This is a genomic window from Empedobacter sedimenti, from assembly GCF_030005555.1.
Taxonomy (GTDB): Bacteria; Bacteroidota; Bacteroidia; order Flavobacteriales; family Weeksellaceae; genus Empedobacter; species Empedobacter sedimenti.
Genome location: NZ_JASCQG010000010.1, coordinates 95,322 through 115,956, shown reverse-complemented (window position 1 = coordinate 115,956; position 20,635 = coordinate 95,322). Strand labels below are relative to the sequence as shown.

18 protein-coding genes and 1 tRNA gene are annotated in these 20,635 nt (G+C 32.1%); 9 read left to right on the top strand and 10 right to left on the bottom strand.

Annotated features, from left to right (window positions below):
- Window positions 1–23: 23 nt before the first annotated feature.
- Both trpA and QHG34_RS10760 read right to left on the bottom strand, forming a co-directional pair.
- Window positions 24–791 carry a tryptophan synthase subunit alpha gene (gene trpA / locus QHG34_RS10765; RefSeq protein WP_282630197.1) on the bottom strand — a complete coding sequence of 256 codons (768 nt, stop codon included), beginning with the start codon at window positions 789–791 and terminating at the stop codon, window positions 24–26.
- Window positions 788–1,999 (bottom strand): endonuclease/exonuclease/phosphatase family protein, encoded by a 1,212-nt coding sequence (locus tag QHG34_RS10760; protein WP_282630196.1) that lies wholly within the window; start codon window positions 1,997–1,999, stop codon window positions 788–790. Before QHG34_RS10760 ends, trpA begins: the two co-directional genes overlap by 4 nt.
- Window positions 2,000–2,077: 78 nt before the next feature.
- On the opposite strand from QHG34_RS10760, the gene QHG34_RS10755 reads away from it, so the two are divergent.
- From QHG34_RS10755 to QHG34_RS10740, 4 genes are all read left to right on the top strand, one after another.
- Window positions 2,078–4,834, top strand: a complete 2,757-nt coding sequence (locus QHG34_RS10755; protein WP_282630195.1) for a carboxypeptidase regulatory-like domain-containing protein — start codon at window positions 2,078–2,080, stop codon at window positions 4,832–4,834.
- 26 nt (window positions 4,835–4,860) lie between these two features.
- Entirely contained in the window at window positions 4,861–6,210 is a 1,350-nt protein-coding gene (locus QHG34_RS10750; RefSeq protein ID WP_282630194.1) for a DUF5689 domain-containing protein, read from the top strand.
- Window positions 6,211–6,591: 381 nt separating this feature from the next.
- The gene (locus QHG34_RS10745) at window positions 6,592–9,588 is read left to right on the top strand and encodes a SusC/RagA family TonB-linked outer membrane protein (protein WP_282630193.1); all 2,997 of its coding nucleotides are present in this window, start codon (window positions 6,592–6,594) and stop codon (window positions 9,586–9,588) included.
- A gap of 12 nt (window positions 9,589–9,600) precedes the next feature.
- Window positions 9,601–11,037 (top strand): RagB/SusD family nutrient uptake outer membrane protein, encoded by a 1,437-nt coding sequence (locus QHG34_RS10740; protein WP_282630192.1) that lies wholly within the window; start codon window positions 9,601–9,603, stop codon window positions 11,035–11,037.
- Window positions 11,038–11,103: 66 nt separating this feature from the next.
- Here the strand turns inward: QHG34_RS10740 and QHG34_RS10735 are convergent, their stop codons facing one another.
- From QHG34_RS10735 to QHG34_RS10720, 4 genes are read right to left on the bottom strand one after another with little or no spacing between them, the layout of a single operon-like run.
- Entirely contained in the window at window positions 11,104–12,063 is a 960-nt protein-coding gene (locus QHG34_RS10735) for a YheT family hydrolase (protein WP_282630191.1), read from the bottom strand.
- A gap of 2 nt (window positions 12,064–12,065) precedes the next feature.
- A complete protein-coding gene (locus QHG34_RS10730) occupies window positions 12,066–12,368 on the bottom strand; it encodes a DUF721 domain-containing protein (protein ID WP_282630190.1) in 303 nt (100 codons plus the stop codon).
- Complete coding sequence (recF, locus tag QHG34_RS10725) at window positions 12,365–13,444, bottom strand: DNA replication/repair protein RecF (protein WP_282630189.1); 1,080 nt, start codon at window positions 13,442–13,444, stop codon at window positions 12,365–12,367. The genes QHG34_RS10730 and recF overlap by 4 nt, the downstream gene beginning before the upstream one ends.
- Window positions 13,445–13,483: 39 nt before the next feature.
- Window positions 13,484–13,957: a cupin domain-containing protein gene (locus tag QHG34_RS10720; RefSeq protein WP_282630188.1), complete on the bottom strand. Its 474-nt coding sequence runs from the start codon at window positions 13,955–13,957 to the stop codon at window positions 13,484–13,486.
- Between the two features lie 186 nt (window positions 13,958–14,143).
- Between QHG34_RS10720 and hisS the strand changes: the two genes are divergently transcribed.
- The 4 genes from hisS (at window position 14,144) to QHG34_RS10700 (ending at window position 17,241) form a co-directional block, all read left to right on the top strand.
- Window positions 14,144–15,517 carry a histidine--tRNA ligase gene (gene hisS / locus QHG34_RS10715; protein ID WP_282630187.1) on the top strand — a complete coding sequence of 458 codons (1,374 nt, stop codon included), beginning with the start codon at window positions 14,144–14,146 and terminating at the stop codon, window positions 15,515–15,517.
- A gap of 58 nt (window positions 15,518–15,575) precedes the next feature.
- A complete protein-coding gene (locus QHG34_RS10710) occupies window positions 15,576–16,496 on the top strand; it encodes a PfkB family carbohydrate kinase (protein ID WP_282630186.1) in 921 nt (306 codons plus the stop codon).
- 78 nt (window positions 16,497–16,574) lie between these two features.
- Entirely contained in the window at window positions 16,575–16,796 is a 222-nt protein-coding gene (locus QHG34_RS10705; RefSeq protein WP_282630185.1) for a hypothetical protein, read from the top strand.
- A 1-nt stretch (window position 16,797) separates the two neighbouring features.
- A complete protein-coding gene (locus tag QHG34_RS10700; RefSeq protein WP_282630184.1) occupies window positions 16,798–17,241 on the top strand; it encodes a hypothetical protein in 444 nt (147 codons plus the stop codon).
- 41 nt (window positions 17,242–17,282) lie between these two features.
- Here the strand turns inward: QHG34_RS10700 and QHG34_RS10695 are convergent.
- From QHG34_RS10695 to QHG34_RS10680, 4 genes are all read right to left on the bottom strand, one after another.
- Window positions 17,283–17,356: transfer RNA gene (locus QHG34_RS10695), tRNA-Arg, on the bottom strand.
- Window positions 17,357–17,441: 85 nt separating this feature from the next.
- On the bottom strand, window positions 17,442–18,038 hold the full coding sequence (locus QHG34_RS10690) for an LURP-one-related family protein (protein ID WP_282630183.1): 597 nt from the start codon (window positions 18,036–18,038) through the stop codon (window positions 17,442–17,444).
- 73 nt (window positions 18,039–18,111) lie between these two features.
- Window positions 18,112–18,564 (bottom strand): lipocalin-like domain-containing protein, encoded by a 453-nt coding sequence (locus QHG34_RS10685; RefSeq protein ID WP_282630182.1) that lies wholly within the window; start codon window positions 18,562–18,564, stop codon window positions 18,112–18,114.
- Window positions 18,565–18,635: 71 nt separating this feature from the next.
- Window positions 18,636–19,331, bottom strand: a complete 696-nt coding sequence (locus QHG34_RS10680) for a YjjG family noncanonical pyrimidine nucleotidase (RefSeq protein ID WP_282630181.1) — start codon at window positions 19,329–19,331, stop codon at window positions 18,636–18,638.
- Window positions 19,332–19,382: 51 nt separating this feature from the next.
- Between QHG34_RS10680 and QHG34_RS10675 the strand changes: the two genes are divergently transcribed.
- On the top strand, window positions 19,383–20,633 hold the full coding sequence (locus tag QHG34_RS10675) for a lipopolysaccharide biosynthesis protein (protein ID WP_282630179.1): 1,251 nt from the start codon (window positions 19,383–19,385) through the stop codon (window positions 20,631–20,633).
- The last annotated feature ends 2 nt before the right edge of the window (window positions 20,634–20,635 follow it).

The following is a 20,635-nucleotide window of genomic DNA, read 5'->3' as shown; positions in this document are numbered from 1 at the left end:
AATGAAGGCATTTTTTTATGTTCTTATTTTAAAGAATTGATATAATCTTTGATTGATTCAGATAGGTTATTTTCAACTTTATCTAAAACTCTTAAAAAAGCACTTCCTATAATTGCTCCATTCGCAAAACTCCATGCTTTTTCAACATCTTCTTTGGTTGATATTCCAAAACCTATTTGATGAGGTTTTGTTAGGCCTAAATTTTTTACTTTAGATAAAAAATCTTCGTTGTAGTTAGATTTTGTTGATCCGGTTGTTGCAGAACTCGATACAATGTAAACAAAACCAGATGTTGCATCATTTATTTCTTTGATGCGTTTTTCAGTTGTTAAAGGAGTTATCAAAAAAGTCACTTTTTGATCATATTTCTCAAATAAATCTTTGTGTTGCGCCAAGTAAATTTCGTAAGGCATATCAGGTAAAATTAAACCAGAAACACCACTTTCTTGACAATTTTGTAAGAATTTCTCTAATCCAAAAGTCATCACTTGGTTGTAATATCCCATCAAAACAATTGGAGCTGAAATTTCGCTTTGAACAGATTTTAGTTGATCAAATAAAATAGCTATCGTCATGCCGTTTGCCAAAGCTTTTTCGCTTGTAGCTTGTATCGTTGGTCCATCAGCTAAAGGATCAGAATAAGGAATTCCAACTTCGATGATGTCAACTTTGTTAATGTCCAATTCTTTTATAACTGTTGGTGTGTCATTTAAATTTGGGTATCCAGCAGTGGTATATATTGTGATAAGATTGTTGCTTTTTTGATCGAATAATTGATCTAATTTGTTCATTTTATTTCTTTTAATAGGATTGTATAAACAGGAAAGTGGTCAGAATATCCATTTGCACGATACGTGTCACCGCTCCACATACGATTAGGTGAGCCTTTGTACGCGCCTTCTGTAGCTTTTAGGTAATCTTTATTGTACACTTCTGTTTTATAAATTTTATAACTTGAGTAATCTTTTTTTGCAGTTGTTAGTGAGCTTGTTGCAATAAATTGGTCAAACAAATTCCAAGCGTCACGATAAGATAATGTTCCGACACCTTTTTTGAATAATGGTAACATCGGATCGTAATATCCGTTTTCTTTTACAGTTGAAGATTCACCAGCTGGATCAAAAGTGTTTTTGATACTTGGAGACGTTGGATCATCATTAAAATCTCCCATCGCAATTACTTTAGCATTTGGATTTTTTGATTTCAATTCGTCAAAAATTCCTTTCATAACTTTAGCAGCTTCCATGCGAGATGGCATCGAAACTTTTTCGCCTCCACTACGAGATGGCCAGTGATTGACCAAAAAAGTGATTTCTTCTCCGTCCAATAATCCTGTTACTTGCAAAATATCACGTGTATATTTTCTGCTACCATCTGCATCATATATATAAATTGGATGAGGTTTTGCGTCTAAAACTTTGAAGCGAGATTTTTGATACATCAAGCCAGTATCTACTCCACGTGCATCAAATGAATTAAAATGTACTACACCATAATTGTATTTTTTAAGGAAAGATGAGTTGGCAAAATCTTCAATAACTTCTTTAGATTCAATTTCACAAAGACCAACTATTACAGGAGCAGAGCCTGTTACATCAGCGCCTAATTCGCTAATAACTTTTGAAATATTATTCACTTTCTGGAAATATTTCTCTGTATTCCAACTTTTTTTACCATTAGGCAAAAATTCTTCTTGTAAGATTAATGGTCTGATGATTTTCTTTCCACTAATATTTTCATACGTGTAAGCTTGTTTAAACTCTTCTGTTTGATATTTGGGAATATCAGCTTCAGCAATCTGAATATGATAGTTTGGGTCATTATAGTTTAAAGTTCCGTCTATATAACCAACAGATTTTATTGTGTCAAAAGTATTTTCAACATTGTAAAAAGCAACAGTTGCACTTGCAAATTTAGTTTGTGCTTCTACTTTTATACTCGAAGTTAAATAAACGCTTAAAATTACTAAAAATGTTAAAGATTTATTAATTTTAATCATATGATGTCTATTGTAAAATTATTAATTTTGGAAGATTATCTTTTAAGATAGCTAATTTATAAATAAAAATTCGTTTGAATGAACAAATTATTGTTAAGTATTTCACTCTTTGCTGCTACTGTAGCTATGGCGCAGGCGCAGACAAAGGTTACTGGTGTAGCTAAAAATGCTGCTACAGGTGAAGAGGTGTATAACCTCACTGTACGATTAGACGGAGGAGCGGTTTCGGATGCTGCCATAACAGATCGTATAGGTTATTTTCAGTTTGTTGATATTCCTGATGGAACATACAAATTGCAAGTTTATGGCGTAGGATATGATCCTTTTGAAAAAGTAATCACTGTAGCAGGTCAAAAAGAGTTAGACTTAGGTGATATAAAATTAACTTTTAATCCAAATACAGCAGAAGTTGGAATTATTACCTTGACAGACGATGAATTGTCTGATGACGAAAGTTCTACAGCTTCTAATTCAGGACTTTTACAATCTTCTCGCGATGTTTTTGCACGCGTATCTGCTTACGAACTTGGTTCGTATTGGTTTAAACCAAGAGGTTTAGATAATAAATATAGCGATGTACATTTTAATGGCGTTCGTATGAACAAAATGGATAATGGACGCGCTACATTTGGTAACTGGGGAGGTCTTAATGATGTGACTCGTCGTCCAGATGAATTAACGTATGGAATTGAACCTTCTTCTTACGCTTTTGGTGATTTAGGAGGAGTTACAAATTTTGATACTCGTCCTTCTACAATGCGTAAAGGAACAAGTTTAGCTTATTCGAGCACAAATCGTTCATATAGAAATCGTGTTATGGCAACCTATAATACAGGGATGATGGACAACGGTTGGGCTTTTATGGTTTCGGGAAGTAGACGTTGGGCGAAAGAAGGAATTATAGAAGGAACTTTTTATGATGCTTACGCTTATTTTGTAGGAATTGAGAAAAAAATCAACGATAAACATACCCTTAATTTTACAAGTTTTGGAGCGCCTACTCGTCGTTCTACAGGATCACCAAATACACAAGAAGTTGTGGATATGATGGGAATTTATTACAATTCTTATTGGGGATGGCAAGATGGAGACAAGCGTAACGAACGTGTAAAGAAAACGTTTGAACCTGTAAATATGTTGACGCACTTCTGGAATATTAGCAATAAATCTAAATTAACAACTACAATATCGTATCAATTCGGGAAAGATAGTGGATCACGTTTAGATTGGTTTAAGGCAAATAATCCGTCGCCAACTTATTATAGAAATATGCCAAGTTATTTAGCTTTTAATGGAGCAAATGCAGCAGCTATTTCGGATAGAGAACAATTATGGAAAAGCGGACAAATTTCTCAATTAGATTGGGGAAGTATGTATCGTGCGAATGAAAATAGTGCGAATGGTAGAGCTGCTTATTGGTTAACAGCAGATGTTAACGAAGATAAAATAGCAACGGCGTATACTAACTTTCAGACGCAATTATCAAATGATATCGATTTAACAATTGCAGCATCTTATCAAAATACGAAATCTAAACTATATCGTGAAATTCAAGATTTGTTAGGAGCTCAATATGTATTAAATGTTGATGATTTTAATGTGACAACGGGTTTACCAGTAAATCATTTCTATAATTATAATTTATTGGATCCTGATTATGTTGCCAAGAAAGGTGATAAACAAGAGTATTATTACGAAATCAATCGTGATTATGCCGATTTGTACGCGCAATCTAAGATCAAAGGAAAGTTATTGGATGTAACAATCGGAATGAAAGCTTCGTTAACTAAGTTTTATCGTGATGGTAAATACCAAAATGAGATGTATAAAGATAACTCTTACGGAAAAAGTAAAACCTATGATTTTACAAATTTCGGAGTGAAATCTAACTTCTTGTTAAAACTTGATGGGCGAAATTTTGTTCAAGCAAATGTAATGTATCAAACAGAAGCGCCAACTTCGGACGAAATTTTCCCAAATGCTCGTCTTAACGATGTTTCAGTAGATGGTATAGAAAGTGCGAAAGTTTTTTCAAGTGATATTTCGTATATCCTAAGAGCGCCACGTATTAAGGCGCGCGCAACAGCTTTTTATACAAGAACGAAAGATGAAATAGAAAAAGCTTTTGGATACATTGACGGAGCTTCGGAACAACTTTTTGTGTCTGAGGTAATGACAGGTGTTGGAAAAGAATATTTGGGAACAGAATTGGCTGTTGAAGCACAAGTTCTACCAGTTCTTACATTATCTGCAGTTGCATCTATCGGTCAATATGTATACAAAGACAATCCGAGTTATAATTTATATTCTGATGAGTTCGGAATTAATGGAGTTCCTTACAAAAATTACGGAACAGCTTACTTAGAAAATTACAAAGTGGCTTCAGGTCCGCAATCAGGATTTTCTTTAGGAGCGGAATATCGTGATCCTAAATTTTGGTGGGTTGGTATTTCTGGAAATTATTTAATGAATAATTATACGGATCCTTCTCCTTACAGAAGAACAATAAGCTTTACTACACAAAATGGAGTTCCAATTAATGGAATAACAGAAGAAGGATTAAAAAGTTTATTGAAACAAGAAAAATTTAGTAACGAATTTATGTTGAATCTTAATCTTGGGAAAACTTTCCGTATAGGTAAATATTCAGCCGGAATTTCAGGTACTATTAATAATGTATTGAATAACAAAAACTACGTAACAGGAGGTTTTGAGCAAATGCGTATTGGGAAATATAACAATGCTATTGACAAAAACTACCAACGCATGTTTGGATCGAAAATGTTTTACGGAATGGGTACAACATATTTTGCGAACATTTATTTCAGATTTTAATTTATTAACTACGAACAAGATTTAAGATGAATAATACAATCACAAAATTATCAATCGCTTTAACATTAAGCGCTGGTTTATTTTTTACACAATCGTGTGTGCAAGACGATGATTATGCAACACCACCTATCGAATGTAATTTGCCGCAAGCAAATATATCTTTAGCAGATTTAGTTGCAAAAGCTACAGCTGGAGGAATTAAGTTGGATGCTAACGGAGCGGTTGCAGAAGAGTTAATCGTTAAAGCTTATGTTATCTCTAGTGACGAAACAGGAAACTTTTATAGTACAATTTCTTTACAAGATAAGGTTGAAAATCCTACAACAGGAATTCAGATTGAAATTGCAGGAGATAAGTTATTTAATAATTATCCAATTGGAGCACAAGTACAAATTAATCTAAAAGGTTTAATTGTTGCAACTGACAGAGGGGTAATGAAAATTGGTTCTGTAGATCCTAAATATCCTGTTGGTCGTATTCCAAGTACTGTTATTTCAACTTATATGGTAAAAACGTGCGAACCAATACAGGCGATTAAACCAAAAGTTGTTACGTCTTTAGCTGATGCTTTGAAACCTGCTAATTTAAATACATTAGTTACAATAGAAGGTATTCAGTTTAAACAACCAGAAATTGACAAAACATACGGAACAGCAACAGAAACTGTAAACAGAGTTTTGGTTGATAAAAAAGGAAGAGAAACAGATTTACGTAATTCTAATTTTGCAAGTTGGGCCGGAGATGCTTTACCAAACGGTAGTGGTGCTATAACAGTTGTGGTTTCTAAGTACAATTCTACTTACCAATTGTTTATTCGTGATACAAAAGATGTAAAATTTGATCAAGCTCGTTTTACAATTTTACCAGAAGGTGTAGAAGAAATAAAAGGAACAAAAGAAGATTTTGAGTTGGCTAAGAAAAATAATTATAATGTCGCGGATTTAGCATTGTCAACTGGAACTTGGATTTTTTCTGATGGAGGAGTTTTCGATCCATCTGATAGTGACTTAAAAACATCAGGAACTAGTTCGGTTCGTTTAAGAGGTACATCAACAGTAGATGGTTTTATACAATCGAAATTTTTTGCAACTGGTCTTAAAACATTAAAAGTAAAATTTGGAGGAGCTACTTTTAGCGAAAGTACAGATGCGGATAAAGAAATCAAATTAGAGGTGTTAATCTCTACTGATTTTGGTGTTACATGGAAATCTGTTGGAGAGAAAACTAGTGAAAGAGGCAAATTAAACTCATTAGAGTTTTCAATTAATGCGGCTTCTACTGACAGGGTTTCGGTTAAATTAGTTAATAAGTCTTTTTTAAGATCAAACAATAATCGTTTACGTGTAAATATTGATGACATAGAGTTTGTTAAGTAATTTAAATTATACTCTTATTAAAAAAGACAGCCATTTGGCTGTCTTTTTTAATTTTATACTGATCTAGGCATGAATTTTATTAATTAAAAATTCAGAATTATTTAACGTTGATATTTTGGTTAAATAATTTTAAGACTTCAATATTTATAGCTATTAAATTATCAATAAACTAATACAGGATTGTGTTAAATTTGTCTTTTTTCATTAATTAGCTATTTTAATTATCATATTAAGTATGAAATAGAATAAAGTTGTGTAATTGTAAAAATATTAGACATTTTTTTTAAAAATATTTGAAAATCAAAAAAAATAGTAATATGTTTTTTGGAAATCTTAAAAAAAAGTTAGAGTTTTGTCCTAAATGTTATAAAAATTAAAACTATGAGGAGAAGATTAACATCTTTGGGCTTACTAGCATTCCTAGGGTTAGGAACTTTTGCTTTTGCCCAGGTAACAGGTGTAGTTAACGATGCAGATAATTTCCCAGAGGCTGATGTAGAAGTTATTGTAAAAGGTACAGACAAAGTTGCTTACACAGACGAAAACGGGAATTTTAACATTGACGCTAAAGTAGGAGATATTTTAGTTGTTAATGGAAAAGAATTTAAAGTTACATCTACAAACTTAGGTGTATTAAAATCTGTTAAAGAAAACGTAGATTTAGGAGAAGTAGTAGTAGTAGGTTTTGGTTTAACAAAATCTGTTAAAGAGATTACAGGATCTACAAGTACAATGACTTCAAAAGCAATCGAAGATGTTCCTGTTGCTTCTGTAGATAAAATGTTACAAGGACGTGTAACAGGTGTACAAACAGGTAATGCTTCAGGGCAACCAGGTGGTATGGCAAGTGTACGTGTACGTGGTATTTCTTCTATCAATGGTGTAACATCGCCAATTTGGATTGTTGATGGTGTACGTGTTTCAAGTGGTGATTTAACAAGAAACAGTACAACTGGTAACATCTTGGCTTCTATGAATCCTGATGATATCGAAAGTGTAACAGTTCTTAAAGATGCTGTTTCTACGGCAGTTTATGGTGCTGATGCTGGTGCAGGGGTTATTATTATTACAACTAAATCTGGTAAAAAAGGAGCTGCTAAATTTAACTTCGCTTCAAGTATTGGTTGGAATGATCGTGCAGTAGATACTTATAGAGGTTTTTCGGCTAACGAGTATAAAACATACTTAAAAGATCAAGTTAATAATTATTTAGGAACAAGCTATACAGATGCTGATATAGCAGCTGGTAAAGTGAATGCTACTTTTGCAAGTATTTTCAAATCTCCGTATTCAACGAATTGGAAAGAAGAAACACAAAAGAAAGGTTTCCAACAAAACGTAGATTTCAATGTATCAGGAGCGAATGATAAATTATCATACTATGCATCTGCAAACTACTTCAAACAAGAATCTGTTATTAAAAACTCAAACTATAAACGTTTAGCTTTTACTAACAAAGTTTCTTATCAAGCAACAGATAAATTAAAATTATCTACTGATATCCAGATGTCTTACTCTAATATGAGAACATTACCAGATGGAGGTGGATTTGCAAACCCAATTTTATCATCATATTTTAATAGACCTACGGATCCTGTAAGAAATCCTGATGGATCTTACTACTGGAATCCAACAACAGGAAGATTGTCAAATAGCCAATTTAACCCTGCTGCATTATTAGATTTAAACTATAGTAAAGCTGCAACAGCAAGAATTTTTGCTAATTTTAAAGCTGAATATGATATTTGGAAAAATATTAAATATACATTAGTATTTGCTCCAGAATATATTAATATAGAAGAAGATAGATACTATAGCCCATTACACGGAGATGGTGCAGGAGCAAGAGGAGGTATGAATAATGCTTATGTAAGTAGATATTTCAACTTCAACGTACAAAATATTGTTAGCTGGAACCAAAAATTTGATTTACATAATGTAGGTGTGTCTTTAATTCAAGAGGCTTACAAAGCAGATCAAAAATTCTTAAATGCTTCAGCTCAAAACGTTGGTTCTCCATCACTTGAAACTTTAACAAACTTTGTTGTTCCATTAGGTTATGGAGGTGATAGAGGAGTTAACTCTCGTTGGGGGTATGCTGCTACAGCTCACTATGATTATGATAAATTAATCTTAGTTGATGCATCTTACCGTCGTGATATTTTATCTCAATTCATGCCAGGACAAAAAGCTGGAGACTTCTGGTCTGCAGGTCTTGGAGTAGATCTTGCACGTTTAGGTAACTTAAGAGATAGTAAAACAATTTCTATGATGAAATTAAGAGCTTCTTATGGTAAAGTAGGTAACCAAGTTTCTGCTAATCCTTATGCAACATATAGTTTTACAACAAACTACAATGATGCAGCTGCAGCTTCTTATGGAGGATTCTTTAATCCAAATTTATCATGGGAAACAGTTAATCCATTAAATGTTGGTGTTGACTTCGGATTCTTAAATGATCGTATTAAATTCTCTGCAGAATATTTCAACAAGAAAACAAAAGACTTAATCTATAGTTTACCTTTATCAGGATCTCAAGGTATGACGTCTTATGTTGATAATATCGGAACTTTAGTAAATAAAGGGTTTGAATTCTCTTTAAATGCAGATATCTTTAGAGGTGATCGTAATCAATTTAACTGGAATTTAGGAGTTAATCTATCTACGTTAAAGAATGAGATTACTGAGTTATATGGAGGAGATGTAAAAACATCAACTACTATTTTAACAGAAGGTCAAGGAGTTCGTACGTTCTACTTAAGAAAATGGGCTGGTGTAGATGCTGCTAATGGAGATCCATTATGGTACAAAAATGGTAAAGATGGTGAAACGACGAATAACTATAATTTAGCTGAACAAGCTATTCAAGGTTCATTTATTAGTGATGTATATGGAGGTGTAAACACAACTTTAGCATACGCAGGTTTCGCACTTGATTTACAGTTTACTTTCGGATTCGGAGGAAAAATTTATGATGATTGGGCTTCTTACTCATTCAGTGACGGACAATATACAATCAACTATCCTGGATATGGTGATGTAATGGGAGATTATTGGACAAAAGATAACCCTAATGCTTCTAATCCTAAACCAGTTTATGGAGGAAATAAAAGATCTAATCAAGCTTCGACTAGATTTATGTATGATGCAGATTACATTCGTTTAAGTAATGCTAGATTATCTTATTCTTTTGATTCTAAAATGTTACAAGGGACTGGATTAAATTCTATCCAAATGTATGTTATGGCAAATAATGCTTGGACACACAGATTTGATAAAGATTTGAAATTTGATCCTGAGACAAACATTGCTGGTTACACAAACTTAAGTTTACCAGTATTGAAAACATTCTTAGTAGGTGTTAACGTTAGTTTCTAAAAAAAATTAAAAATGAAAAAAAGATTATTTACAATAGCAATATTAACAGCGTCAGTATTATCATTAAGCGTTTCTTGTAGTGATGATTTTGTTGATAGAGAGTTTCATCAATCAGTTGAGCAAGCTCCTTTGAAAAATTTACAAGAAATTCAAGCATTTGTTAAAGGTGCTTATGCTTCAATGAGATCAACAAACTATTATGGAGCTGATTATTTAGCTTTCGGAGAGGTTAGATCTGATAAAATGTATAGTAATTTGGCAGGAGGTTATTACCAAAACATCCAAAATTATACAATGCTATCTACTGATGCTTATGCAACTAACACTTGGAATAAAATTTACGAGATGATTGCTAAGACAAACATTGTGATTAATTCTGATGTTGCTGCATTCACTGGGACAGATACAGATAAATCAAGATCTTATTATTCTCAAGGACAAGCATATGGTTTAAGAGCAATTGGTTTCTTTGACTTATTAAGATTGTACGGACAAAAGTATACAGGAGGTAATTTAGGTGTTGTTTTACCAACAAAATATGATCCTAAAGCTAAAATGGCTCGTGCTACTATCGCTGAAACTGAAGCTCAAATTGTTGCAGATTTCGATAAAGCACTTGCATTAATGTCTACAAATACTCCTTTAGCAATTTCAGGAAAAACAGATTTAAGCATTCCTGCTTTAAAAGCTTTAATGTCTAGATTCTATTTATACAAAGGAGATTACGCTAAAGTAAGACAATTAACAAATGAATTAGCTGCTGCAGGTTATGCAGCGCCAATTTCAGCTGGATTAGTAAAAGAATCATTTAATTATACTTTAAATGGTGCAGCTTCTAACTCAATTTTCGAATTAGCAGTAGGTCAAGTTGCTTCATTAGGAACTACTTCATATGGTTATAGATTACAATATGGTGGTTATGCTAATATTCAACCTAAAAAAGATGTTGTAGAAAGTTTGTATGCTAATAATGATGTAAGAAAAACTTTGTTTACAGAGTTCCCAACTAAAGGTAATGGAAACTGGTTTATTTCAGGAAAATATACAAATGGTTCGGGTAATGATAACATCAAAATGGTGCGTAACGAAGAAGTTCTTTTAAATGGTGTTGAAGCAGAATTAAATGGAGGAAGTCCTATTAAAGCTTTAGATTATTACAAAACTTTATTAAGATTACGTTTATTACCAATTAAAAATGCTGATGGTTCTGAGAAATCTGTAGAAGATCAGTTACTTACAATTAATTCAGTAACAATGGACGATCTTAAGAAAGAGCGTTCAAGAGAGTTAATTGGAGAAGGACAAAGACAATGGGATTTATTACGTTGGGGAGACAAATCATTTGTACCTGCATCTGTAGATAAAAACCTTATTGCTTTCCCAATTCCAAGAGCAGAAATCAATATTGTAGATACTAAAATTGTTCAAAACCCAGGTTACGAAAAATAATATTTTAGATTTATATAAAAATAAAATCCCCTCACTGAGGGGATTTTTTTATGTTTTTAAATTCACTTAGATATTACGGATATATTCCCAAGCTCTTATCTCTGCCCAAGAATGCAAATTATTTTCTAAAGGAAAACCGCAATGTCCACCATATTTAGGCATTTCAAATGTGCAGAATTTATGGCTTTTGAAACGTTCGATAGAATAACAATCTTTACCCAGAAATGGATCATTTGTTGCATTTATAACCAAACAAGGTGTTTTAATGTTATCTAAAACAGTTGCAGGCGAAGCTTTATGGTAATAATCTTCTTTGGATGAATAACCATGTAAAGAAGCTGTAAAATACTCATCCACTTCATCAAAAGTTTTGATTTTATCAATCATTTTTTCGTTCAATACACCGGGAAATTGCTCTGCTTTTGCTTTAAATTTTGGAACTAAAGTACGTTTGAAATTATTGAAATAAATAGTATTCGGAAATACTTTCAATGTATCAGCACAAGATTTTAGAGAAATAGGTGCAGAAAAAACAACACCACATTTTACACGATTATTTATGTCGTAATTTCCAAGATAATTCAAAACCAAAGCACCACCCATCGAATAACCAATTAAGTAAACTTCTTGATAATTTTCTTTCAATACCTTTTCTACAACTCTGTGTACATCATCAATTGATCCATGATGATACAAACGACAAGTGTTATTCATTTCACCTCCACACGTTCTATGATTCCAAGCTAGGATATTAAATCCTTTGTTGTAAAAATAATCAGAACACGAGTTAAGATACGTTCTTTTAGAATCGCCTTCTAATCCATGAAAAAGGATGATTAATTTGTCTTTATTATTTTGAAATCGCCAATCCAAATTCAGAAAATCACCATCATCAGTTGTGATTTTTTCTCTTGTGTAATTTGGAATAGGGTATTTCTTGAATTTTGCTGGATAAATGGTAGAGTAGTGCGAATTTCGGTTGAGAAAACTAGGTTTTGGATAACTAGAATGTTCGATGTAAGGCATTGTTAGTAGATTTTGACATCAATTAAAAACTCTTTTTTTAGCTCCTCGTTGATATTCGCAATGATTTTTGATTTTCCCATCATCAATTCTTGTCGCATCGCAGGAGAGTTGATTTTTACATATAAAATTCTTTGTCTTACTTCAACTCGATCAGTATATTTCTCGAAAAATTTTCCCATTACCGTTCTCCAAGCTTCTTCCGCTTTCACTTCCCAAATCAATTCTTCCTTTCCACTTTGTTTAATGAAATGCTCCAAAGCTTGACCAAGCGTTTGCTGATTACTTCTTTTTTCATACTTTTTCATAAACGGAAAACTTTACTTTCAGAATTAATTTGTTTGATGATTTGCTCCGTTCTTTCGGGATGTGTATCGGTGATGAAAATTTGACCAAAACGTTCCTCGTTCACTAATTTTATCAATTGTGTTACACGATGTTCGTCCAATTTATCAAAAATATCATCCAATAATAATAAAGGAGTGATGTTTAATGAAGATTTGATGACTTCTAATTGTGCTAATTTCAAAGCGATTAAATATGATTTTTGTTGACCCTGCGAACCAAATTTTTTGATTGGATAATTGGTAATCGTAAACAACAAATCATCTTTATGAATTCCGACTGTTGAATATTGTGCAGAACGATCTTTGTATAAAGCTTCTTTCAGAACCGTTTCAAAAGGTGCATCATTAAGCTGAGAAACATATTCGATGTTCACTTTTTCTCGACCTTCCGAAATTTCATTATAATATTTCAAGAAAGCATCCAAAAAAGTTTGAATAAATTCTTTTCTAACTTCATGTATTTTTTTTCCTAAATGAATCAATTCTTCATCATAAATTTCTAAAGAAGTTGAATCAAATGTATTATTGGCAGTAAAGTATTTTAGCAAAGCATTGCGTTGAACTAAAACCTTGTTGTATCGCATTAGATCAGCTAAATATTGCTTGTTTGATTGCGAAATAATATTATCCAAAAATTTGCGTCTTACTTCACTTCCTTCTTTGATTAAATCGCTGTCGTAAGGCGAAATCATCACCAAAGGATATTGACCAATGTGATCAGAAATACGATCATACGATTTCGAATTTCGTTTTAATTGTTTGGGCTGACCAGAACGAACTAAGCAGAAAATCACATCATCAGATTCATTTCGATCAAAAGTTCCTTCTAATGTAAAAAAATCACACTCAAACTGAATATTCATCGCATCCGAATGATTCAGATATGATTTACTTAAAGCCAAATAGTGAATAGCATCCAAAACATTGGTTTTGCCTTTCCCATTTTGTCCTACAAATGCATTAATTTTTGGTGAAAATTCGAAATTATTTTCATCAAAATTCTTGAATTGTCGCGCTTTAAGTTCTTTCAAATACATAAAAGCAAAATTACGACAATTTCTAAAGTTTTATACGCTTTAATCTACTGAAGCATCAATCAAAATAGCTAATTGTATACAAGGTTCGTTACTTCTGTTGCTCCAAGCATGATTGGTTCCTCTTTGTATCACAATATCACCAGGCTTCAAAACCGTTTCTCCTTCATCCATAATCAAAACTAATTCACCCGAAAGAATAATAATATAATCTAATGTATCAGTTTGATGCATCAATGGATGTGGTTGACCTTTTACTTCTTCAATTCCCAAATCTTTATCTGGTGGAATAGAAACATATCTAAAATAAGTTCCATTTTTCGGCGTATTAGGAAAAATAGTATTCGGAATTTGTACTTCATCGCCCAAATTTGCTGGAGTTTGTTGTGTACTCCAAATGTCAGAAATAAACAACTCATTGAAATGTTCTTTTACGTTTGTAACGATTTGATCTTCTATGATGACAGATTTATTGTCTTTAATTCCTGTGACAATTCTTCTTGGTATTTTATTCATTTGAGGTAGTTTAACTATAAAATTAGTTGGTTTCGAAATGTTTTTATGTTAATTAATGATTAACCTTGAAAATTATTTGTTGAATTTTTACTCGTTTTATCATCAAATCAATGATTTATTGCTAAAATGTCAAGTTAAAAATCAAAATGATGTATTTTTGCATCTTTAAAAGTAAGATTTAGAAAAATGGCAATTCAAAAACCATCGATTCCAAAAGGGACAAGAGATTTCTCACCTTTAGAAGTGAATCGTCGTCAATATATTATCAACACGATTAAAAAACAATTCGTGTTATTCGGATTTTCTCCAATCGAAACTCCATCATTCGAGAATTTATCAACTTTAACAGGTAAATATGGAGAAGAAGGAGATCGATTAATTTTCAAGATTTTGAATTCTGGAGATTATTTAGCAAAAGTTGATGAGCAATTGTTAACAGATAGAAATAGTCAAAAAGTAATTTCGCAAATTTCTGAAAAAGCATTGCGTTATGATTTAACGGTGCCTTTCGCACGTTACGTGGTACAACATCAGAATGAAATTACATTTCCTTTCAAACGTTACCAAATTCAACCAGTTTGGCGTGCCGATCGTCCTCAAAAAGGTCGTTTCCGTGAGTTTTTTCAATGTGATGCGGATGTTGTAGGTTCGGATTCGTTGTTACAAGAAGTTGATTTTGTACAATTATATGATTCAGTTTTTACTGAATTAAAAACGCCAGTTGAAATTCATATCAACAACCGCAAAATTTTGTCTGGTTTAGCAGAAGTTGCAGATATTTCGGCTCAATTGATTGATTTTACTGTGGCTTTAGATAAGTTGGATAAAATTGGTGAAGAAGCGGTAAAAGAAGAAATGCGTGGAAAAGGAATTTCTGATTCTGCGATTGAAATTTTATCACCTTTATTCTCGATGAATGGAGATTATAAAACACAATTTGCTCAATTAAAAGAAATTTTAAAATCTTCGGAAACTGGATTAAAAGGAATTGAAGAATTAGAATTTGTTTTTGAAAATACAACAACTATTGGTTTACAATCTGCTGAATTAGTCTTGAATTTAACTTTAGCACGTGGTTTAGATTATTATACGGGAGCTATTTTCGAAGTGAAAGCGAAAATCGGAGAATTCTCTTCATCTATTGGTGGTGGAGGTCGCTACGATGATTTGACAGGAATTTTCGGTTTGAAAGATATTTCTGGAGTTGGAATTTCTTTTGGATTAGATCGTACGTATTTAGTTTTAGAAGAAAATAATTTATTTCCTGCTTTAGAAGATTCGACAAATATCCAAGCGTTGTTCATTAATTTCGGAACGAAAGAAGCTGCTGAGGCAATGAAATTGGTGAAACAATTACGTCAAAGTGGAATCAATACAGAGGTATATCCAGATGATGCAAAAATGAAAAAGCAAATGGGATATGCTGATAAAAAAGGAATTAAGAAAGTAATTCTTTTGGGTGAGAAAGAAATTGCAGAGCAAAAAGCGACGGTAAAAGATATGATTTCTGGTGAACAAACCGAAGTTGCTTTTGCTGATTTGGCTAATGCATTGTCTTAATATGACTTAATTCAAATCTATTCAATATATTTGCAAACTATTTAATCAAGAATATAAAATGAGTTTATTAACAGTTGGTACAGTTGCCTTTGATAAATTAGAATCTCCTTTCGGGAAAACAGATAAAATCTTAGGTGGTGCCGCTACATATATCGGTATGGCGTCTTCTTTATTGGGCGTGGATACTGCAATCGTTTCAGTTGTTGGTGGAGATTTTCCACAAGAATACATCGATTTATTAATTTCAAAAGGAATTAATTTAGATGGTTTAGAAATCGTAAAAGAAGGAAAAACATTCTTTTGGGAAGGTAAATACCACAACGATTTGAACACACGTGATACGTTAGCAACAGAATTGAATGTTTTAGAAACTTTCAATCCAGTTGTTCCTCAAGATCGCAAATCTCCAGACGTTTTGATGTTAGGAAACTTACATCCATTGGTACAAAAAGGAGTGTTGACACAATTAGAAAAGCGTCCAGGTTTGGTTGTTTTAGATACAATGAACTTTTGGATGGATTGTGCTTGGAACGAGTTGATGGATGTGATCAAAGATGTTGATGTAATTTCTATTAATGACGAAGAAGCACGTCAAATGTCGGGTGAATATAGTTTAGTGAAAGCGGCTAAAAAAATCATGACATTCGGACCAAAAACTGTGATTATCAAAAAAGGTGAACACGGAGCGTTATTATTTCAAGGAGAAGATGTGTTTTTTGCGCCAGCTTTACCATTAGAAGATGTTTTTGATCCAACAGGAGCAGGAGATACATTTGCAGGAGGTTTCTCTGGATACTTAGCAAAAACGAATGACTATTCTTTCGATAACATGAAACGTGCAATTGTTTACGGATCTGCATTAGCGTCTGTAACATGTGAAAAATTTGGTACTGAATCATTAGGAGATTTAACACGTGATGGTTTAGCTGAACGTTTGAAAGCTTTCAAAAAATTAATGGATTTCTCAATTAATTTATAAGAGAATTATTCATCAAAATATTTAAAGCCTTGCATTTGCAAGGCTTTTTTGTTTTATATTAGATTGTAAATTATCTATATGCAGATTATTCTAGAAATATTAGCTTGGCTTGTATTTGAGTTTTTTGGTGTAATTTTAGGTGCATCAGTAAGGTTTGCTGTATTTAAGATGTTCAAACCATCATTAAAATATAATGAATTTTTAGATTCAGAATCTGGATCAAATGATTTTTATAATTTAATAGTAGGAATACCAACATTTTGCGGTTTGATATTTGGAATATTTTATTTATTTAATTGATATGAAAAACAAAATTATACATCTTCTCATATTGGCATTTTCCTCTTTACTTTCTGGAATAATGATTTCGAAAATGTCATTCATCGGGAAAATTGGAATTACTATTATTTACAACGAATATACCATCCTAAAATCATGGTGGAAAACTGCCTTGTTATTATTCGTTATACAAGCTGTTATTTTCATCGTATTATCCATTTGGAATGAGAAAACAACGAAACGTTTTAAACGTTTGTTATTGCCTCTCATTTTCCTTTTTATGGGAATTATTGGATTAATTTATTGCTATTACGATTTTACTGAAACCTCACATCGTTTATTGAAAAAGACGTTCCATTTCGGATTTTATATTTTTTGGTTTACGTGGTTTGGGAATTGTATTTTCTTTATGACAAAAAAATCTCAAAAAGTAGAAGAAATTCCACAAGAAACAGAAGTGTATTAAAATAAAAAAGCTCATCAAAATTTGATGAGCTTTTGCTTTTGTGACCGAGACAGGATTCAAACCTGTAACCTCTTGAGCCGTAATCAAGTGCGCTATTCAGTTGCGCCACTCGGCCATTCCTGATAAGAAACTGTTGTTCTTATTTTGGACTGCAAATATAAAGACTATTTTTTAATCTGCAACTATTTTTTAAAATAAAATTATCCTCGACTTCTGTCTGTAATTAACATCAAGATAAAACTCAATACAAAAAGAGTATCATTTTCGGATGATTGATATTGATTTAATTTAAATTTTCGTCCAAAAAATGAAGGTTCTTTTGAGACTTCCATCATTTCTTTTCCTTGTAAATCAGTTAGAACATATTTCGGGTTGAAAACATAACCAGAGAAAAATCCAACAACAGGAATTTCTCCAACCATTCCATCCATCATGCGCGTAAAACCACTTCTTTCTTTTATCGTAAAAATGTGATTATCATTAGAATCGTAAATATGGAAAGTCGCTGTCCAGAAAGATTTAAGCGTTTTTCGTTTTGCTTTTCCTACAATATTTCCGTTAGCGTCTGTAATAGTAAAAGTTTGTTGGAAATCAATAACTCTATTTGAACGTAGTTGAAAAAGTTCTTCTTTTTTAGACGAATCACGGTAGATTTTAATTACATCTCGCCACGAAAGTATTTTTTCGCGAACATAAAATACAGATTGATTATTAGCGTCTGTTACAGAAAAATCATTTGAAAAAGTTGCGATATGAAACTTTATATCAAGTGGAAATTTTAGGTTGTTTAAATTCATATTGATTAATTATTCATCAAAAATAGATTTTTTTCGGACATAAAAAAAGCTCAGAATTTCTGAGCTATTTATCTTATCGTTTTAAAACTAAAATATCGATTTCATTTTTTCCATCTTTATCAAGATCTTCTCCGTAATCAGATTTTAGAATTAATTCGTTTTTTGTTAGTTTAGAAATTTCACCTTCACCAAAATCTCCTTGTTTATAATCTATACGAATCTTGTTACCTGTTATTGTGTAGGTACCTTCTTCTGTCCAATCAATTTTACATACATTATTTGCATCTGTATCATATCCTGTCGCAGAATATTTATTGTCTTTAGCAAATGTATATGAGTCTTTAGAATTACATGCATCTGCTAGATATTGATCTTCTATTTTATTGTCCTTTGAGTATTGGGTTTGGTACTTTACAAAGCTCCAAGTTCCGACAATATTAGCATTGTCGATAGAAGAATCATCATCATTGTTGCAGCTAAATAATAGACCAAAAGCAAAAATACTTGGTAAAATAAACTTTTTCATAAATATTGAAATTTTAGATTGTTGCGCGAAAGTAAATAATCAATATTAGATATTCGGTTATTAAATGACTATTACAAATAATTCCTTACTTCATCCAAATGTGTAATTGTCGGAACATCATCCATCGAAAAATTATCATCTAATCGATCAAAGAAAATAGCCGACATTCCGAAAGCTTTTGCACCAACAGCATCCGCAATCCAATCATCTCCAATATAAATAGATTCATCCTTTTTTGCACCCGATTTTTCCATTGCCAAAGAAAAAATACGCGGATCAGGTTTCAAGATTTGGATTTCATCTGCATAAGTTACTGTATCAAAATAGCCATTCAATTCTGATGTTTCAATTTTACGTTTCGAAACTTCGATAAAACCATTTGTAATAATATGCAGTTGATAGTTTGGTTTCAAATAATCCAATAATTCCATCGCACCATCTACTACTTCATTATAATTGGTAATCGTTTCCATATATTCCTCTTCAAAAATCTTAGCCAAAGCATCATTATCAATTCCAAGATTATCAAAAGCTTCTTTGAAACGGCGTTCACGTAATTCTTCTTTCGTAATTTTTTTGTCACGAATCAAAGCCCAAAGACCTTCGTTGCTATCGTGATAAAAAGGGTGAAACTCCTCGAATGTAAAACCATATCTATTTTCTACATCATACTTTTTGTAAAGCTCATCCAGCGCGAATTTTGCATTTTTTCTGAAATCCCAAAGTGTGTTATCAAGATCGAAAAAAACGTGTTTTATTGTGTTCATAAATGCAAAGCTAAGGATTTTATGTAGATTTGCTGATGAAGAAAATATCAATTGAAAGCGAAGTTAGAGAAATTTAAAACGAAGAATGCCAAAGGTGTTTTGTCTTTGTTGGCGGGTAACACGATTGCTCAAGTTATTATGCTTGTAGGTGGTTTGGAACTGGCAAGGATTTATGGACCTGAAGCTTCTGGGATATACAATGCTTTTTTAGGTTTTGTAGCGATTCTTTCAATCTTAACAACTTTTCGATTAGAAAATATTTTTGTGATTTCGAAATCATCCAAAGCGATTCGAAATTTGTTTACAACATTATTGTTGATAAGTACAGTTGTTACAACAATTTTCTTTTTAGGATATGCTGTTTTAGAAGAAATTTTTACATTCAAAACATCCTTGTTTATTGTTTCATTAAGTTGTATTGCAGGGTTATTTACAGCTTGGAATAATGTGCAGAACTCGTTATTTACCAAATATAAATTTTTCAAAAGTATTTCGACAGGATTTGTGATTAATGCAATATTTTCAGTCATGTTTCAATTCATTTTTTATTGGATGGGCTACAAAGAAACGGGCTTGATTTACGGAACAATCTTCGGAACAGTTTTGTCTTGTGCGTATTATTTTTCGATTACCAAAGGACGATTTACATCAATCGATTTTGATTTAGCAAAGAAAACGATTACAAATAATAAAGAAATTATTAAATATACATTACCATCAGAATCATTGAATGCTATTGCAAACAATCTGATGACAATATTAATGTTATTTTATTTTACAAAAGAAGATGCTGGATTTTTTGGTAATGCCTCAAAAGTTTTGGTTGTACCGTTGATTTTGCTTTCTAATTCAATGTCGAAAGTTTTCTTTCAGAAATCTGCCGGAATGATGGAACATCGTGCACATCAATTGTATGATTTATCCAAAAAAGTTATTCTATATAATGTAGGAGCTATCGCATTTTTTTTATTGCTAATGAATTTTGTCGGAATTTTTATTCTGGAATGGATTCTTGGTCCTGAATGGAAAGGTTTACACATTATGACATGGATACTTTCTTTCTGGATTTTGTGTCGTTCTGCAATGAATCCTATTCAGCAAATTGTAGTTGTAATTAAGAAAAATCATTACGCTCTAAATTTTAATATTTACTTGGTTCTTATTACAATTGTAACTTGTGTGATTGGTGGATTAAATAAAAACATACTTTTAACGTTATCCCTGTATTCTTTCTTTGCAGGAATTGGCTATCTCGTTCAGCTATATTTCGTCATGAAAGAGCTGAAACGTTATAAAAAGTAGCA

Coding starts and splice junctions, on each gene's coding strand:
- trpA (WP_282630197.1), bottom strand. CDS start 791: ATGAACAAATTAGATCAATTATTCGATCAAAAAAGCAACAATCTTATC.
- QHG34_RS10760 (WP_282630196.1), bottom strand. CDS start 1,999: ATGATTAAAATTAATAAATCTTTAACATTTTTAGTAATTTTAAGCGTT.
- QHG34_RS10755 (WP_282630195.1), top strand. CDS start 2,078: ATGAACAAATTATTGTTAAGTATTTCACTCTTTGCTGCTACTGTAGCT.
- QHG34_RS10750 (WP_282630194.1), top strand. CDS start 4,861: ATGAATAATACAATCACAAAATTATCAATCGCTTTAACATTAAGCGCT.
- QHG34_RS10745 (WP_282630193.1), top strand. CDS start 6,592: ATGAGGAGAAGATTAACATCTTTGGGCTTACTAGCATTCCTAGGGTTA.
- QHG34_RS10740 (WP_282630192.1), top strand. CDS start 9,601: ATGAAAAAAAGATTATTTACAATAGCAATATTAACAGCGTCAGTATTA.
- QHG34_RS10735 (WP_282630191.1), bottom strand. CDS start 12,063: ATGCCTTACATCGAACATTCTAGTTATCCAAAACCTAGTTTTCTCAAC.
- QHG34_RS10730 (WP_282630190.1), bottom strand. CDS start 12,368: ATGAAAAAGTATGAAAAAAGAAGTAATCAGCAAACGCTTGGTCAAGCT.
- recF (WP_282630189.1), bottom strand. CDS start 13,444: ATGTATTTGAAAGAACTTAAAGCGCGACAATTCAAGAATTTTGATGAA.
- QHG34_RS10720 (WP_282630188.1), bottom strand. CDS start 13,957: ATGAATAAAATACCAAGAAGAATTGTCACAGGAATTAAAGACAATAAA.
- hisS (WP_282630187.1), top strand. CDS start 14,144: ATGGCAATTCAAAAACCATCGATTCCAAAAGGGACAAGAGATTTCTCA.
- QHG34_RS10710 (WP_282630186.1), top strand. CDS start 15,576: ATGAGTTTATTAACAGTTGGTACAGTTGCCTTTGATAAATTAGAATCT.
- QHG34_RS10705 (WP_282630185.1), top strand. CDS start 16,575: ATGCAGATTATTCTAGAAATATTAGCTTGGCTTGTATTTGAGTTTTTT.
- QHG34_RS10700 (WP_282630184.1), top strand. CDS start 16,798: ATGAAAAACAAAATTATACATCTTCTCATATTGGCATTTTCCTCTTTA.
- QHG34_RS10690 (WP_282630183.1), bottom strand. CDS start 18,038: ATGAATTTAAACAACCTAAAATTTCCACTTGATATAAAGTTTCATATC.
- QHG34_RS10685 (WP_282630182.1), bottom strand. CDS start 18,564: ATGAAAAAGTTTATTTTACCAAGTATTTTTGCTTTTGGTCTATTATTT.
- QHG34_RS10680 (WP_282630181.1), bottom strand. CDS start 19,331: ATGAACACAATAAAACACGTTTTTTTCGATCTTGATAACACACTTTGG.